The sequence below is a fragment of the Niallia sp. 03133 genome, from assembly GCF_052663225.1.
This window is the reverse complement of record NZ_JBQTCY010000006.1, coordinates 1-15,363: the sequence shown is the minus strand read 5'-3', so window position 1 is coordinate 15,363 and position 15,363 is coordinate 1. Positions and strand designations below refer to the sequence as shown.

Annotated in this window: 11 protein-coding genes and 7 tRNA genes; 3 read left to right on the top strand and 15 right to left on the bottom strand. The window is 34.6% G+C overall.

Going from position 1 to position 15,363, the window contains the following annotated elements:
* Positions 1-19: 19 nt before the first annotated feature.
* The 3 genes from menH to ACTYBU_RS09930 are packed head-to-tail and all read right to left on the bottom strand — an operon-like array spanning position 20 to position 3,959.
* Positions 20-832 carry a 2-succinyl-6-hydroxy-2,4-cyclohexadiene-1-carboxylate synthase gene (gene menH / locus ACTYBU_RS09940; RefSeq protein WP_445489318.1) on the bottom strand — a complete coding sequence of 271 codons (813 nt, stop codon included), beginning with the start codon at positions 830-832 and terminating at the stop codon, positions 20-22.
* Positions 832-2,583 (bottom strand): 2-succinyl-5-enolpyruvyl-6-hydroxy-3-cyclohexene-1-carboxylic-acid synthase, encoded by a 1,752-nt coding sequence (gene menD, locus ACTYBU_RS09935; RefSeq protein ID WP_445489316.1) that lies wholly within the window; start codon positions 2,581-2,583, stop codon positions 832-834. Before menD ends, menH begins: the two co-directional genes overlap by 1 nt.
* Complete coding sequence (locus tag ACTYBU_RS09930) at positions 2,580-3,959, bottom strand: isochorismate synthase (protein WP_445489314.1); 1,380 nt, start codon at positions 3,957-3,959, stop codon at positions 2,580-2,582. The genes menD and ACTYBU_RS09930 overlap by 4 nt, the downstream gene beginning before the upstream one ends.
* 290 nt (positions 3,960-4,249) lie before the next feature.
* Here ACTYBU_RS09930 and ACTYBU_RS09925 point away from each other — a divergent pair, with 290 nt between their 5' ends.
* Entirely contained in the window at positions 4,250-5,005 is a 756-nt protein-coding gene (locus ACTYBU_RS09925) for a TraR/DksA C4-type zinc finger protein (RefSeq protein WP_445489312.1), read from the top strand.
* A 294-nt stretch (positions 5,006-5,299) separates the two neighbouring features.
* On the opposite strand, the gene ACTYBU_RS09920 is transcribed toward ACTYBU_RS09925, so the two are convergent.
* The 5 genes from ACTYBU_RS09920 to glgB are packed head-to-tail and all read right to left on the bottom strand — an operon-like array spanning position 5,300 to position 13,223.
* Positions 5,300-7,702 carry a glycogen/starch/alpha-glucan phosphorylase gene (locus ACTYBU_RS09920; RefSeq protein ID WP_445489310.1) on the bottom strand — a complete coding sequence of 801 codons (2,403 nt, stop codon included), beginning with the start codon at positions 7,700-7,702 and terminating at the stop codon, positions 5,300-5,302.
* The gene (gene glgA, locus ACTYBU_RS09915; RefSeq protein ID WP_445489308.1) at positions 7,692-9,143 is read right to left on the bottom strand and encodes a glycogen synthase GlgA; all 1,452 of its coding nucleotides are present in this window, start codon (positions 9,141-9,143) and stop codon (positions 7,692-7,694) included. The genes ACTYBU_RS09920 and glgA overlap by 11 nt, the downstream gene beginning before the upstream one ends.
* Positions 9,140-10,171 carry a sugar phosphate nucleotidyltransferase gene (locus tag ACTYBU_RS09910; RefSeq protein WP_445489306.1) on the bottom strand — a complete coding sequence of 344 codons (1,032 nt, stop codon included), beginning with the start codon at positions 10,169-10,171 and terminating at the stop codon, positions 9,140-9,142. The genes glgA and ACTYBU_RS09910 overlap by 4 nt, the downstream gene beginning before the upstream one ends.
* Before the next feature lie 21 nt (positions 10,172-10,192).
* Complete coding sequence (locus ACTYBU_RS09905; protein ID WP_445489304.1) at positions 10,193-11,338, bottom strand: glucose-1-phosphate adenylyltransferase; 1,146 nt, start codon at positions 11,336-11,338, stop codon at positions 10,193-10,195.
* On the bottom strand, positions 11,286-13,223 hold the full coding sequence (gene glgB, locus ACTYBU_RS09900) for a 1,4-alpha-glucan branching protein GlgB (RefSeq protein ID WP_445489302.1): 1,938 nt from the start codon (positions 13,221-13,223) through the stop codon (positions 11,286-11,288). The genes ACTYBU_RS09905 and glgB overlap by 53 nt, the downstream gene beginning before the upstream one ends.
* 308 nt (positions 13,224-13,531) lie before the next feature.
* Between glgB and ACTYBU_RS09895 the strand changes: the two genes are divergently transcribed.
* Both ACTYBU_RS09895 and ACTYBU_RS09890 read left to right on the top strand, forming a co-directional pair.
* Positions 13,532-13,747: a hypothetical protein gene (locus ACTYBU_RS09895; RefSeq protein WP_445489300.1), complete on the top strand. Its 216-nt coding sequence runs from the start codon at positions 13,532-13,534 to the stop codon at positions 13,745-13,747.
* A 221-nt stretch (positions 13,748-13,968) separates the two neighbouring features.
* Positions 13,969-14,538, top strand: a complete 570-nt coding sequence (locus ACTYBU_RS09890) for a DJ-1/PfpI family protein (protein WP_445489299.1) — start codon at positions 13,969-13,971, stop codon at positions 14,536-14,538.
* Positions 14,539-14,656: 118 nt separating this feature from the next.
* On the opposite strand, the gene ACTYBU_RS09885 is transcribed toward ACTYBU_RS09890, so the two are convergent.
* The 7 genes from ACTYBU_RS09885 to ACTYBU_RS09855 all read right to left on the bottom strand — a co-directional run bounded on the left by ACTYBU_RS09885 (position 14,657) and on the right by ACTYBU_RS09855 (position 15,310).
* Positions 14,657-14,728: transfer RNA gene (locus ACTYBU_RS09885), tRNA-Glu, on the bottom strand.
* A gap of 17 nt (positions 14,729-14,745) precedes the next feature.
* Positions 14,746-14,836 (bottom strand) — tRNA-Ser (locus ACTYBU_RS09880).
* Positions 14,837-14,846: 10 nt separating this feature from the next.
* Positions 14,847-14,921, bottom strand: a tRNA-Asn gene (locus tag ACTYBU_RS09875).
* A gap of 5 nt (positions 14,922-14,926) precedes the next feature.
* A tRNA-Ile gene (locus ACTYBU_RS09870) sits at positions 14,927-15,003 on the bottom strand.
* A 26-nt stretch (positions 15,004-15,029) separates the two neighbouring features.
* A tRNA-Gly gene (locus tag ACTYBU_RS09865) sits at positions 15,030-15,103 on the bottom strand.
* Between the two features lie 21 nt (positions 15,104-15,124).
* Positions 15,125-15,200 (bottom strand) — tRNA-His (locus ACTYBU_RS09860).
* Between the two features lie 37 nt (positions 15,201-15,237).
* Positions 15,238-15,310 (bottom strand) — tRNA-Phe (locus tag ACTYBU_RS09855).
* Positions 15,311-15,363 lie beyond the last annotated feature (53 nt).

Sequence of the window (15,363 nt, the reverse complement as noted above, 5' to 3'; positions counted from 1 at the left end):
GGCAAAATCAATTTTTTATTTATTCGTTTTTTAACAAAAATCCACTTACTATTGTACCAAAAATTTCAGGTTTCTCCACATGAATTGCATGACCTGCTTCTTCAACCAATTGCCATTGAAATTCACCATTTTTTTTTGTCATTTCTTTCGCAATGAAACAAAATTTTTTATCGAATTCACCTGTAATTAATAACGTTTCGCATGTAACGTCCAGTAAATGATCCCACCAGGAAGGCTGTGAACCAGTTCCCATTCCTTTTAAACTATTGACCAGACCAATAGGATTATTTCGAAGCCGCTGCTTTCTAATTTGGTTCTGCTGTATTTTGTTTATGTTTTTTTGACTATTAAACAACGGGATATTTTCCCATTTATTCACAAATTTTTTTATTCCTTCTTTTAAAATAGACTCTCCCAGTTCATTGTCTTGTATTCTTCTCTGCCTTTGCATTTCCAATGTTTTTAATCCGGGAGAGGCGCTTTCCAGAATCAATTTGCTTATTAAATCTGGATAGGCTATAGAAAATGATAATGCGAGCCTTCCGCCCATTGAATAGCCTAATAAATACGCAGTATCGATTTGCAGAACTTTTAATATTTCATACAAATGCTTAGAAGCTGTTTGTATATTGTAATAATGCTCTTTTATAGGAGCATCTGTCTGTCCATGACCTATCAAATCAACCATGACAAGTTGAAAGTTTTTTTTCCATAAAGGTATTAAAGGATGCCAAGTGCTGCTGTCACCTGTAAAACCATGTAATAGCAGCAGAGGAGGTCCATCACCATATATTTCGACATGATAGGAGACTTCTTCTACGACAATCTTCATCATTTTTCATCCTTAAAATACAAATCTATTTCCTGGGAAACATTTTTTATTAATTCACGATGTTCTTCTACATTTTCATTTCTATTTGTTCTTAATTCAAACACACGTAATTTAGAAGATTCCGTTTGCATTTGCATCATATTATCAAATTGAATCCAGTTTTCTATTAATTGGTATTTCCCTTTATACAAAGTGATTAAATGTTTAAAATCTAAATCAAGTGGTGTTCCAAATAATAGTTCAAAATGTTTTTCATGTTGTGACTGTGGAAGAAAAGAAAATATTCCGCCTCCATTATTATTTATTAAAATAATCGTTAAGGGAATATCAAATTGCTTAGCAGCAATTAATCCATTTGCATCATGGAAAAAAGTCAAATCTCCCAACACTAAAAATAAGGGCTGCTTTATTGCTCCTACACCCAAAGCTGTAGAAACCGTTCCATCAATTCCATTGGCTCCCCTGTTTGCATATACTGTTATTTTTTTATCCTGCGTATGAAAAAAAGTATCCAAATCTCTAATTGGCATGCTATTACCAACAAAAAGAACCGAGTCCTCTGGCAATAATTCACCTAGCAGTGAAAAAAGCTTTCCCTCACTCATTTGCTCTATTTCTTTAATTTGCTGCAATGCTTCTTTTGTCATCTTATTTATAGTTTGCCAGGTTTGCAATTCGTGATTGACTGAGCAATACTTTAGGTAAGATGCTACTTTTTGGCAAAATATTACTTCATCACAATAAATCATTTCAGTGGTGAGCTGATTAGGATCTCTAAATCCAGCTCCTCCATCGATTACAAACTGTTCAATCTCATACTGTTCTTTTAAAAAAAGTGTCAGCGCTTTTGAGATGGGCATACTTCCAAAACGAATAACTATTTCTGGTTTTAACGCTTTTTTGGCTGTATCATTGCGTAAAAATGTATCATATGTATCGATGATATATTCCTGCCTGTTGTCCACCGTTCTTAATTGTGATAGCGGATCGGCTAAAATAGGGAATTTTAATATTTCTGCTAATTGTAAAATAGAATCAGAAAAATACTCTTTATCCATTTCTCCACAAATAATGATTCCATTTGAATAATTAGATAATCTAGCTGCCAAATCCTGAAAATACTCATCTGATAACGATAATTCACCATTTTGCATATGGATGTATTTCGTATCCTTTTTTTCCGAATCGTACGATTGCAGATTTTCCAGATCTGGTATAAGTGGTTCTCGAAATGGCAAATTCAAATGAACGGGACCCTTTGGATCTTGTAGGGATGTAGAAACTGCTCTGGCACTGACTGTTTTTACATACCGAATCATCTCTTTTGTACCTTCTGGAGGTGACATTTCCATAAACCACTTTACTTGTTTCCCATACAGCTCAATCTGATTAATAGCCTGTGGAGCACCTACATCCCTTAATTCATGAGGACGATCTGCCGTTAACACGAGCAGGGGAATTCTTGAAATGGCAGCTTCAATAATTGCTGGAAAATAATTAGCCGCAGCTGTTCCTGAAGTACATACTAATACAGTTGGTTTTTTGCTTGCTTTTGCGGTTCCTAAAGCAAAAAAAGCAGCAGCCCTTTCGTCTACATGTACATGAATATTTAAATGCTTATGTTCTGCCATCACCATTGCAATTGGAGTAGAACGGGAGCCCGGACTAATGACGACGTTTTCAATCCCATTATGAACCAACTCATTTACAAAGGCATGGATATAGGCAGTTAAATGCTGTTGATGATTCATTCTATTTCCCCTCCTAAAGCGGAAAGCATTGGTATAAATTTAATTGCTGTTTCTTTGTATTCTGATTCTGCATCTGAACTAGCAACAATTCCGCATCCTGCAAAAATGGAAGCTTCATTATTTTGAATTAATCCTGACCGAATACTAACTGCAAATTCACCATCGCCCTTATAATCGAGCCATCCAAGAGGAGCACCGTACAAACCGCGGTCTAGAATTTCTTCTTCCCTAATTTTCTTTATAGCCTGCTGCTTTGGATATCCTCCTAAAGCAGGCGTTGGATGAAGAAGTTGAATTAAAGATAAAATTGATTCTGATTTTTTTAATACTCCTTTAACTGGTGTATAGAGATGTTGTATATCCCTCATTTTCATTATTTTAGGAGTAGACGGAATTTCAATGCTTCTACAGACTTGTTCCATTGCTGATTTTATCATATTTACTACATATTGATGTTCTGTTCTGTTTTTGCGGTCTGCAAGCAATTGTTCTCCTAGCTGCGTATCGTTTTCCTTATTTAATCCTCTTGCAATAGAACCTGCCAAACAAGTGGAATATACGTCATTTCCAGATTTTTTGACCAATCTTTCAGGAGAAGCTCCGATAAAACAATTATCTTTTGATTCCAGGGCAAAAATATAACTGTTGTCTTGTTCTGATAAAAGTGTTTTTAATACTTTTTCTGCAGCAATTTCCTGTTCGAAAATCAGTCTGCATTCCCTTGCCAAGACAACTTTTTTCAAGGAATCATCTAAATCATTGACTACATTATTCACTGCATCTTTCCATTTATCTCCATTTTTTTCTATTATTTTAATAAGCTGATTTTTACGTATAGTAGAATTGTGTTTGTCCGTATTTTTTAGAAACGATTTAGTTTTTGTCTGCACTTCCTGAAGAGAAGCAGCCTCTATGTCATCAAAGAGCATATTGGTGGTTATATATTGAACTCCATTTATCTCACTCAACATGAAAGCAGGAACAAAAAAATGACCAGCTGCATAATGATCCCAAAGCTTGGTTTTTTGTTTTTGAGGATCAAAGGCAAATCCTCCAAATAATATTGGTCCAACGCCAGAGGATTCAAATTTATTATTAACTTGGCTGTTTTGTAAGAACGCTGCCCATTTTTCGTCCAAGGAAGAATATAGATTCACGTGTTGATTTAAATATATTTCTTTACAAGAACCTAATCCAATTAGCACATTTTGAGTTAAAGGATCTTTCCAAAAAAAACGATGTCCTTTATATGATGCATGTTCTGAAAAAAAAGCAAGAAAATCGATTTTATTTTCTAGTTGCTGCACATCACTAACTAAAATAGAAGTTGAGTCATTTACCTTATTATTTTCTATTAATAGTTCTTCAAATTTCATTTCGCTTGTATATCCCCCTAAAAACCAGCCGCAAAAAATTATATATTTCCCCTATTTTTTTGACTGTTTTAGCTTTCCAATTCATCTTTTTGACTTATTTTAAGATACACCTGCTACTAATAGTATGTCAATGTTCGACACTTATTAAATTATTTTACTGAAATTGTTTTTTAAATTCCAAACTAGTACTTCACTTTTATGTTTTATTGACGACAGACTGGGGAACTTTAATAAAAGAGTGATGCTTGAAATATTTGATCGCTCATACAAGATAAGTTTCTTACGAGGATGTGAATGCATTGTTAACAAACGAACAAGTAAAAACTTTAAAAAACGAATTAGAAGATAGAAAAAAGGAAATTATGAATCGACAAGAACGTTATATTGATGATAATAACGAACGAGAATCGGTTGGTGAACTGTCCAGCTATGATAATCACCCAGCGGATATGGGAACTGAACTATATGAACGTGAGAAAGATTATGCTCTGGAGGAACATGACCAATCAGAATTAAATAAAATTAATGAAGCGCTATCGGCAATAGAAGATGGATCTTATGGAATTTGTAAAGCTTCAGGAAAAGAAATTCCTTATGAGCGTCTTGAAGCTGTACCAACTGCGTTAACATTAAAGGAATACAGCTCCGAACAATCTGTTGCTCAAGATAGACCTGTTGAAGAAGACATTTTGGAGCCTGCACATGGGAACGTATATCGCCACTCTGATACGGGTGGTGTAAGAGATTATGATGACAGCTTTCAAGAAGTTGCAAGATACGGAACTTCCGAAACTCCATCTGATTTAAGAGGAGATTTTAAAGACTACGGCAGCTTATATGACCGCGATTCTGATGATGAAGGATTTACGGAAGATTATGAATCATTTGTTGCAACTGACATAGAAGGAAAAGAACAAACTGTTTATCCAAGCAAACAACATGAAAAATACGAACAAGCTCTAGACGAAGAGCAATTAGAAGCACCCTTTGGAGATGTACCATACCATAAAAGCGACGGCTACGAAAAAGATGACGACGATAAATAGAAAAGCGGAAACGCCCTTGTTCAATGACGAATGGACTGAAGCGCTTCGTATGAGATATAGGAAACACGAAGAGCAAAGCGATTCGATGTTGACTTATCGAAAGGAAAAGCGCGAAGTACAATAGTCGTTGGGCGTTGGAGCTGGATCATAGTAAAGCGGAAACGCCCGTTTAATGACGAATGGACTGGAGCGCTTCGTATGAGGTTAGGTTAATAAAATAGCACAAAGAGGATAAATAACAGCAAAACAAAATGGTCAAATGTTATGCTGCTGTTTATCCTGCTGCTAGTTTTTTTAGAAAAGCGGCTTTATTTTCCAAATATCATCTGCATATTCTTTAATAGTACGATCGCTGGAAAAATGGCCCGATTTTGCAATATTTACTGCACACATTTGCAGCCACTTTTGTTGATCCTTATATGTTGTATTTACCTCTTCTTGAATTTTTGCATACGAATGAAAGTCTTTTAATACAAAGTACTGATCATTTTCAATCAAAAGAGAATCAAAAATTGGATCAAACTCATTTGATTCATGATCAAAAAAACCATTCTTCAATTGATTAACAACTTCTTGAATTCTTTTATCATGATGATAGTATTCAGTTGACCTATATCCTCCACTCTGATATAAATCGAGCACTTCTTCGGCATTCATTCCGAATATAAAAATATTATTATCTCCGACTAATTCTTTCATTTCAATATTTGCACCATCTAATGTACCTACGGTTAATGCACCATTCATCATAAATTTCATATTGCCTGTTCCAGATGCTTCCTTGCTTGCGGTAGAAATTTGCTCACTTATATCTGCAGCTGGAAAAATATGTTCTGCCAGAGAGACACGGTAATTTTCCAAAAACACAACTTTTAATTTATCTTGGATATTTTTATCATTATTAACCTTTTCCGCTACAGTATTGATTAATTTGATAATTTTTTTTGCATAATAATAGCCTGGAGATGCTTTGGCGCCAAAGATAAAAGTTCTTGGGGTAATTTCTAATCCTGGATCTGCTTTTAACAAATTATATAAATGCATAATATGCAAAACATTTAATAATTGCCGTTTATAGGCATGCAATCTTTTAACCTGAACGTCAAAAATAGAAGAGGGATCCACTATTATTCCATTCTGCTCTTGAATAATTTTAGCAAGATGTACTTTATTCTCTTGCTTAATCGCTGCTAGATTTTGTAAAAAACTTGTATCTGTTTGATAAGAAAGCAACTTGCTTAATTGAGTCGGGTGTTTTATCCATTTATCCCCAATTGAATCCGTTACTAATTGAGTTAGCTTTGGATTTGATTTAATTAACCATCTTCTATGTGTAATTCCATTGGTTTTATTATTAAATTTTTCAGGAAAAATTTGATAAAACAAATTCATTTCTCTTGTTTTCAAAATTTCCGTATGAATTTCTGCAACTCCATTTACACTATGACTTCCCACTAATGCCAAATGCGCCATTTTGACCATTCCATGTGCAATAATAGCCATTTGCTCAATACGCTGAAAATCCCCTGGGAACTTGCTCCACAGATTTTTGCAAAAACGTTCATTAATTTCATTTATGATCATATAAATGCGTGGCAGCAGGGGCTGAAAAATATAAATAGGCCACTTTTCTAAAGCCTCTGATAAAGTGGTATGGTTTGTATAAGAAATCGTATTTTTTGTTATCTCCCAAGCTTCATCCCAACTTAATCCTTCTTTATCCAGTAAAATCCTCATTAACTCTGGGATTGCAAGAACCGGATGCGTATCATTAATATGAATGCTTATATGCTGATGAAATTTCTTGATATCTTTATATTGCTGTTTATAATTTTTTAGTATCGACTGCAAACTTGCCGATACTAAAAAATACTGCTGTTTCAGACGTAAAATTTTCCCTTCATCATTTGCATCATCAGGATATAAAAACTCTGAAATCGATTCGGTCTCTCTTTTATACCTCATAATGTCTTTCACGTCTTTAGCAAGCAAAGAAGTCGGCTCCGCATTCCAAAGCCTTAATGTATTAACCGTTTTCGTTTCATATCCAATTACCGGAATATCATGAGGAACAGCCGTTACAGTTTCAGCATTTAAATGTCGAAACTGTAACTTGCCGTCCTGCTCATACATGTCAATAACGCCCCAAAAAGGAATATCCACTGCTAAATCTTCTTTTCTTACTTCCCAGACTTGGCCGTGTTTTAGCCATTGTTCGGGAAGTTCAATTTGATATCCATCCACAATTCGCTGTTCAAACAACCCATGTTTATAGCGTATGCCAAATCCATGCCCCGGTAAATTTAAGGTAGCAAGAGAATCTAGAAAACAAGCTGCTAATCTGCCTAATCCTCCATTGCCTAATCCAGCATCACATTCAATTTCTTCTACCTCGTGTAAATTGATTCCTAAATCAGAAAACCCTTCACTTACGACCTTTTCAATACCAAGATTTATTAAATTATGATAAAGCAACCGGCCTAATAGAAATTCAATGGATAAATAATATACTTGTTTTCCTTTATCCTTCCGGTAGCTTTCATTTGTATTAATCCAATTGGAACTAACATATTCTCTAATCATATGTCCCAATGTTTGAAAATGGTCACTGCTTGTGCTGTCTTTAAATGGTTTCCCGTAAGTCATCTCAAGCTTCTGCAAAAAATACCTTTTAAATACTTTCTTGTTAGAGAACATGCGTTTCACTCCTCATGACGAGCTCTGCGTAAAGTTGATTATATTTAAATGCAGACTGTGCCCAGCTATTATCCATTATCATGGCACTCTGTACAATACTTAACCAAACATCCTTTTCCTTGTAATAGTGCAATGCTCTGTGAATGGTAAATAACATATCATGTGCGTTGAAATTAGTGAAACTGAACCCATTACCCTTTCCAGTTCTGCTGTCATAAGAAAATACCGTATCATTTAATCCACCAGTTTCTCTAACAATAGGAATATTTCCGTATTTTAATGCGATTAGCTGACCTAACCCGCATGGCTCAAATTTAGATGGCATCAGAAATAAATCTGCACCTGCATATAGTTGATGTGCTAAACTTTCATCAAAACCAATATAAGCTTTGCATTTCTCTGGATACTGATATTCCATTTCTCTAAAAAATTGTTCGAAAACTGGATCGCCCGTTCCTAAGACGATAAACTGAATATCTTCTTTCATTATTTCATGAAATACATGTCTGACAAGTTCTAATCCCTTTTGTTTGGTCAATCTTGTAATCATACAAATAATAGGCTTAGCATCATCTATCTTTAATCCAAATTTTTGTTGAATAAACCGTTTATTCTTTACCTTGTCCTTTATTGAAGAAAGACTGTATTTTTCCGTGATTACCTCATCAATCTCCGGATTATAAGTTCTCTCATCTATTCCATTTATTATTCCGTATAAGTCATTTTTCCTTGTTTGCAATAAATGATTCAGCTTTTCTCCATAATAGTCTGTTTGTATTTCCTCCATATAAGTAGGACTGACCGTTGTTATTTTATCCGCATAAACTAGTGCTGCTTTCATAAAGTTAACATTTCCGTAAAACTCCAAGTTCTCCACCGTAAAATACTCATCACTTACGTTTAATAAGTCGCCCAATATACTTTTTGGCATAATACCTTGGAATTGCAGATTATGTATAGTAAAAATAGTTTTAATAGAACTATATTCACTCATCCACTGATAATCCGTTTTTAATAAGAAGGGAATCATGGCAGTATGCCAATCATGGCAATGAATAATATCAGGAAATTCATTCAAATGTTCCAAACTTTCCAAAACAGCACGGTTAAAAAAAGAAAAACGTTCTCCATCATCAATATATCCATATAGACCAGGACGTTTAAAATAATACTCATTGTCTATAAAATAAAAGGTTATCCCTTCGTACTCGAGCTCTTCAATGCCGCAATATTGAGTTCTCCAGCCTACATTCACATTAAAATGGAGCTTCTTTTTTAACTTTCCTAAAAGATTTATTGGGATATCCCCATATTTCGGCATAATAACAGCAACTTCTGTTCCTTGTTTTTTTAATTCTATGGGAAGGGAACCGGCAACATCTGCCAGTCCCCCTGATTTAATAAAAGGTACACATTCCGATACTGCAAACAATATTTTCACGAATTCATCAACGCTCCTTGCACTGTCCCTTTTCGAATAACAAAAGGGGTATTAATAGATCCTGTCATAACGGCTCCGTTTTCGATTGTTACATCTTTATCTAAAATTACGGAATCAAGCATGCAATTTTCTCCGATTGTGCATTTTTGCATGATAATACAATTCTTTAAGACAGAACCTTTGCCTATCTTTACAGCTCTTGCCACGACACTATTTTCTATTTCTCCTTCGATTACACAACCGTTAGCAATCATGGAATTTTTGACTTTTCCTGTATTAGTATACCTTGTAGGCGGCTCATCTTTTACTTTTGTAAAAATTGGACTTTCTTTTTTAAATAACTGCGTCCATATATTCGTTTTTAATATTTCCTTGCTTACTCGGAAATAATTAGAAATAGAATCTATTTTTTCGGCATAGCCGCTATATTCATAGTCACATATTTTATAATTATGATGAATATCCATTAAAACATCCTTCATACAAGTATATCCAGTTACATCTCGATTTTGTACTAAATCTATTAATAAGGTTTTTTTAATTAAATACATTTCTAAAGAACTTCCATTGTGTCTGATTTCTGTTATATCGCATCCTGATTGCAAATGTTTTGTAAGCACTGGACTAAAATTCATATTAAATACAGTAAAACAATTTGCTACTAAAGCATATTCTTGTTTGCTTCTAAAAAAATAATCAATATTTGCTGCAAAGTGATTAAATGAGCCTATTCCTCTGCTTGTTCCATCTGTAATAGATGCAGGGAAAAAGAATAATCCATCCCTTTTTCTGTCCAGATCCCAATTTTTACCTGAACCCAAATGGTCCATTAAGGAACGATATTGATATTTAGGGAAAATGGCAACACTTCCTATCCCTGAATTCACCATATTGGATAATACAAAATCTATTAATCGATATCTCCCTCCAATTGGTAATGCTGCTAATGATCGGTGTGCAATTAACTCCTCTAAGTCATCCTGATACGTTGTTGCATCAATAACTCCCAGCATTGTTTTTAACAACATAATCCCCTCCTGTCTAGTTTGTTAGGAAATCAATTCATTAACCATTTCTTCTGTAACTAATATCACATCTTCTGTCTTATTATTTGGTTTAATGACCATTCCTGCTGGAATTTCTATGTTAGAAGGGACGATCGCTTTCTCAATATAAGCGTTCTCACCAATCTTAGCATCTGGCATAATAACAGAACTTCGAATTATTGTCCCTGATCCAACATTCACACCTTGAAATACGATTGATTTTTCAATTTCACCACTGATGGTACATCCTTCATTTATCATAGATTCTTTCACAATCGCTTCACTGGAAATATACTGTGGGGGATGATTGGGATTAACTGTATATATTCTCCAGTTATAATCATAGATATCCAATTCGCTTTCTTCGTCTAATAAATCCATATTTGCTTCCCATAAGCTTTGAACTGTTCCAACATCTTTCCAATATCCTTTAAAAGGATAGGCAACAACTTTTTTCTTTTTTTTAATTAGCAAAGGAATGATGTCTTTGCCAAAGTCATGGGAAGACTGTTTATTATCATTATCCTCTTCTAATAATTCCTTTAAAACCTTCCACTTAAAAATATAAATGCCCATTGATGCTAAATTATTTTTTGGATTTTCTGGTTTTTCTTCGAATTCTACAATATCCATCTCTTCATTAGTATTCATTATGCCGAATCTGCTTGCTTCATTCCAAGGTACTTCTATAACCGAAATAGATGCGTCTGCTTGCTTGTTGATGTGGTATTCCAGCATTAATTCATAATTCATTTTATAAATATGGTCACCTGAAAGAATTAATACATACTCTGGATCATATTGACATAAATAATTTTCATTTTGATAGATTGCACTAGCTGTTCCTGTATACCATTTAACTTCAGAAGATTCACTGTATGGTGGGAGAACAGTTACACCTCCATTTACACGATCCAAATCCCAAGCACTTCCGATACCAATATATGAATTTAAAACAAGTGGTTGATATTGTGTCAACACACCAACTGTTTCAATTCCTGAATTAGAGCAATTACTAAGGGTAAAATCAATAATTCTATATTTTCCTCCAAAAGGTATAGCTGGTTTGGCTAGACTTTTTGTTAAAGAAAATAATCTACTCCCTTTTCCTCCTGCTAATAGCATTGCGACGCACCTTTTCTTTCCCATTTCCTTTTCTCTCCTTCCGGTGTTGTACTGGTCGTAAAATAATGATACTAAAAGCTGGTATGGTTATTTGAACAGAAAATGGCTTCCCATGAAATGATGTTTCTTGCGTTTTTATTACTTTTTTATTTATATAATTGGCTCCTCCAAATCTATCAGCGTCACTATTCAGGACTTCCCGATAGCTGCCTTCAACTGGCACACCAACTAAATAATTTTCATATGTTTGATGCGTAAAATTACCTATAACAATCAGAAAATCTTCATCCTTTACTCCTTTGCGAATAAAAGAAAAAATAGACTGATCTTTATTATTAACATCTATCCATTCAAAACCTTCATATACATGATCTAATTGATAGAGAGGTTTGGAACGTTTATAGATTTTTAATAGTTCCTTTATATATTCATTTGCTTTTTTGTGCATTTCATAATCATAAAGCATCCAATCAAGCTGTTCTTTATCCTTCCATTCATCAAATTGGGCAAATTCTGCTCCCATAAATAATAGCTTCTTGCCAGGATGGGTAAACATAAAACCGATAAGCAGTCTAAACTGGGCAAATTTTTGCCAATAATCACCTGGCATCTTATTAAGGAGAGATTTTTTCCCATGGACTACCTCATCATGAGAGAGTGGCAAAACAAAATTCTCAGAGAAAGCATAGTGCAATGAAAATGTTATCTTGTCATGAACAAAACGTCGATTTTCTGAAGAAGTTTCCATATAAGATAATAGATCATTCATCCAGCCCATATTCCATTTATAATGGAAGCCTATCCCGCCATAATGAACGGGTGCAGTTACTTGCGGCCAATCGGTTGAATCTTCTGCAAACATGATAATAGTTGGATCATACTGGCAAACGGTTTGATGTAATTTTTTTAAGAAATCAATTCCATATGGATTAACGCTAGTATTTGAATTCGGCCAATAGATAATATTCGATACGGCATCGACTCTAAATCCATCTATATGAAAATATTCCATCCAAAACACTGCATTTGAAATAAGAAAGCTATGGACTTCCATCTTGCCTAAATCAAAATTGGCAGTACCCCACACTTCATTTTCTCTATCTAATGGATTAGCATAATCAAACTGACTTGTTCCATCAAATTGATAAAGTCCATGTGAATCTTTGCAAAAATGGCCAGGTACCCAATCAAAAATAACACCTAGACCATTCTGATGACACTGATCAATAAAATACATCAAATCTACTGGTTCACCAAATCTGCTGGTAGCGGAATAATAACCTGTCCCTTGATATCCCCAAGAGATATCAAGGGGATGTTCCACTAAAGGCAATATTTCTAAATGAGTAAATCCTTGTTCTAAACAATAAGGAATTAGTTCCTCTGCTAATTCCCGATAATTATAAAGCGTTCCATCTTCATGTACCCGCCAAGAGCCTAAATGAACTTCATATATAGCCATAGGCTCATTTAAACTATTCTTTTTTGCTTTTTTTTGTTTCCACTTTGAGTCCTTCCACTTGTAATTGTCTAATGAATAAACTATTGATGCGGTGTTTGGTCTAATTTCTGAATAAAATGCATAAGGATCTGCTTTAAGAATCTTCCTTCCATCCGGAGTGGTGATTTCATATTTATACAATGCACCGGTTAAATCCTTATCGACTTTTATAAGCCATATTCCTTCGTTATTCATTCTTTCAAGAGAATAATTTCCAGCTTTCCAATTATTAAAATCTCCAACTAAATGAACTTGTTGTGCATGTGGCGCCCAAACACAAAAAATTGTGCAAACCCCTTCATTTTGTCGGTAAACATGAGATCCCAACAATTTATAGCTTTCAAATAGATTCCCTTCATGAAATAAATGTAGTTGAAATTCTGTTGGATATACTGTTTCCACTTGCATCCTACTTTCTAGTTCAAATATTCCAATTAATTAACACCTGCAGTTGTACAAGTAATATTTCCCCTTTTCTCAACAAACAAAACAAAATGCACAAAAAAATGAAAACGGATTATTTTCGGGAAAAATAAAAAGGTGAACTTAAATTAATATTCTAGCAATAGTAAAAGAAATCCTTTTAAGTTTTTTTTAATTTTATGATAATAATAAACTTTTTATGTTTTATCACATAAAATCCATGATTAATTCTTAACATACTTTTTTGTATTTTAGTAAAAATAAAACAGACAAAAATAGAAAGGTGGACAATCATGAGTAAAAGTGAAGAAGAATATTTGCTAGAACAAAATAAAGAAGAAATTAGTCCTTTTTTTGAAGCACCAGACAAAAAAATCTTAGCGACTGGAGACCTATTTAGAGGACCTGATACTGGTATAACTTCTAATATAGATTTAAATAATCCTGGTCAGAAATTAATGACAGCTGAAGATAAATTAGCAGAAGACATTAAACAAGGAAGATTATAATGAAGATGTAATTGTCTTTTTATGAAGGGTTAATCAAGCTGTATCTCTGTTTAAATTTATATGCATTACAAATTGTTTTTAGACAAAAAATAAGGTGGAAAAAAATTTTTTATCCACCTTATTTTATTCAATTAATTTATTCACTAATCATACTGCGGTGCTTTGTTTCGTTTTTCTATGGTAGACTACATTTATATACATAGGAAAGCTGGGATATCGATATGAGAAAGGCTTTATTTTTGGCATATCCTCAATATGCCGACTTTGAAATAGCACATGCATTATTTCTTTTAAAAAAAATAGGGAAATTTGCTATTACAACAGCAACAATAGATGGAAAATTCGTAGAAAGTATTGGTGGATTACACACCAAAAGTGATGCAGCCGTTAAATATCTTAATCCAGGTGATTTTGAAATTATCCTAATATCCGGAGGTGATGGAGTTCAAGATGTGATTCAAGATAAGTCTATCAAAATTTTGCTAAAAAAAGCTGTAGAACTTGACATACCCATTGCTTCTATCTGTGCATCTGCGCTGCTTCTAGCAAATGCTAACATTCTAAATGGCAAACAATTCACATGTCTAAACCATACATATGAACATAATAAAATCATATTTAACCAGGCAATTTATACTGGCAATGACATGGAGATAGATGGTACCATTCTAACTGCTAAAGGGACGGCTTTTGCTGCCTTTGCCGTATCAGCTTGCCAGCAAGTTGGACTTCTGCAAGATAAACATGAATATGATAAATATTTAAATTTCTGTAAGGGTATTGGATATTAATAGATTGTCTCCTAATCAATTGAAAATCTACAAAGAGTGGGATAAAAGTTATCCACAAGCTGAACTTTATTTTTCCAAAACTAAAAGCTATTAGCAAATTTGCTAATAGCACTTTTTATGACCCATACGGGATTCGAACCCGTGTTACCGCCGTGAAAGGGCGGTGTCTTAACCGCTTGACCAATGGGCCTTTATACTAATCTTAAATGGCGGAGAAGGAGGGATTTGAACCCTCGCGCCGCTTACGCGACCTACACCCTTAGCAGGGGCGCCTCTTCAGCCTCTTGAGTACTTCCCCATAAAACAAATGGCTCCGCAGGTAGGATTCGAACCTACGACCGTTCGGTTAACAGCCGAATGCTCTACCACTGAGCTACTGCGGAACAAATGGTGGGCCTAAATGGACTCGAACCATCGACCTCACGCTTATCAGGCGTGCGCTCTAACCAGCTGAGCTATAGGCCCATTTCAATTAAAATACATTAATTTATTGGAGCGGGTGATGGGAATCGAACCCACGACATCAGCTTGGAAGGCTGAGGTTTTACCATTAAACTACACCCGCAATATTTATTTTTTACATTAATGGGGCGAATAATGGGAATCGAACCCACGAATGTCGGAGCCACAATCCGATGCGTTAACCACTTCGCCATATCCGCCATAGTATTAATGAATAGTTATTTACATTTTAAAAGGTGGCTCAGGACGGAATCGAACCGCCGACACAAGGATTTTCAGTCCTTTGCTCTACCGACTGAGCTACTGAGCCTTAATTTACAGCTTTCGTTAAGCTTCAAATTTCTTCGTCAGCTCTTTCACTCG

Coding starts and splice junctions, on each gene's coding strand:
- menH (WP_445489318.1), bottom strand. CDS start 832: ATGAAGATTGTCGTAGAAGAAGTCTCCTATCATGTCGAAATATATGGT.
- menD (WP_445489316.1), bottom strand. CDS start 2,583: ATGAATCATCAACAGCATTTAACTGCCTATATCCATGCCTTTGTAAAT.
- ACTYBU_RS09930 (WP_445489314.1), bottom strand. CDS start 3,959: ATGAAATTTGAAGAACTATTAATAGAAAATAATAAGGTAAATGACTCA.
- ACTYBU_RS09920 (WP_445489310.1), bottom strand. CDS start 7,702: ATGTTCTCTAACAAGAAAGTATTTAAAAGGTATTTTTTGCAGAAGCTT.
- ACTYBU_RS09910 (WP_445489306.1), bottom strand. CDS start 10,171: ATGTTGTTAAAAACAATGCTGGGAGTTATTGATGCAACAACGTATCAG.
- ACTYBU_RS09905 (WP_445489304.1), bottom strand. CDS start 11,338: ATGGGAAAGAAAAGGTGCGTCGCAATGCTATTAGCAGGAGGAAAAGGG.
- glgB (WP_445489302.1), bottom strand. CDS start 13,223: ATGCAAGTGGAAACAGTATATCCAACAGAATTTCAACTACATTTATTT.
- ACTYBU_RS09895 (WP_445489300.1), top strand. CDS start 13,532: ATGAGTAAAAGTGAAGAAGAATATTTGCTAGAACAAAATAAAGAAGAA.
- ACTYBU_RS09890 (WP_445489299.1), top strand. CDS start 13,969: ATGAGAAAGGCTTTATTTTTGGCATATCCTCAATATGCCGACTTTGAA.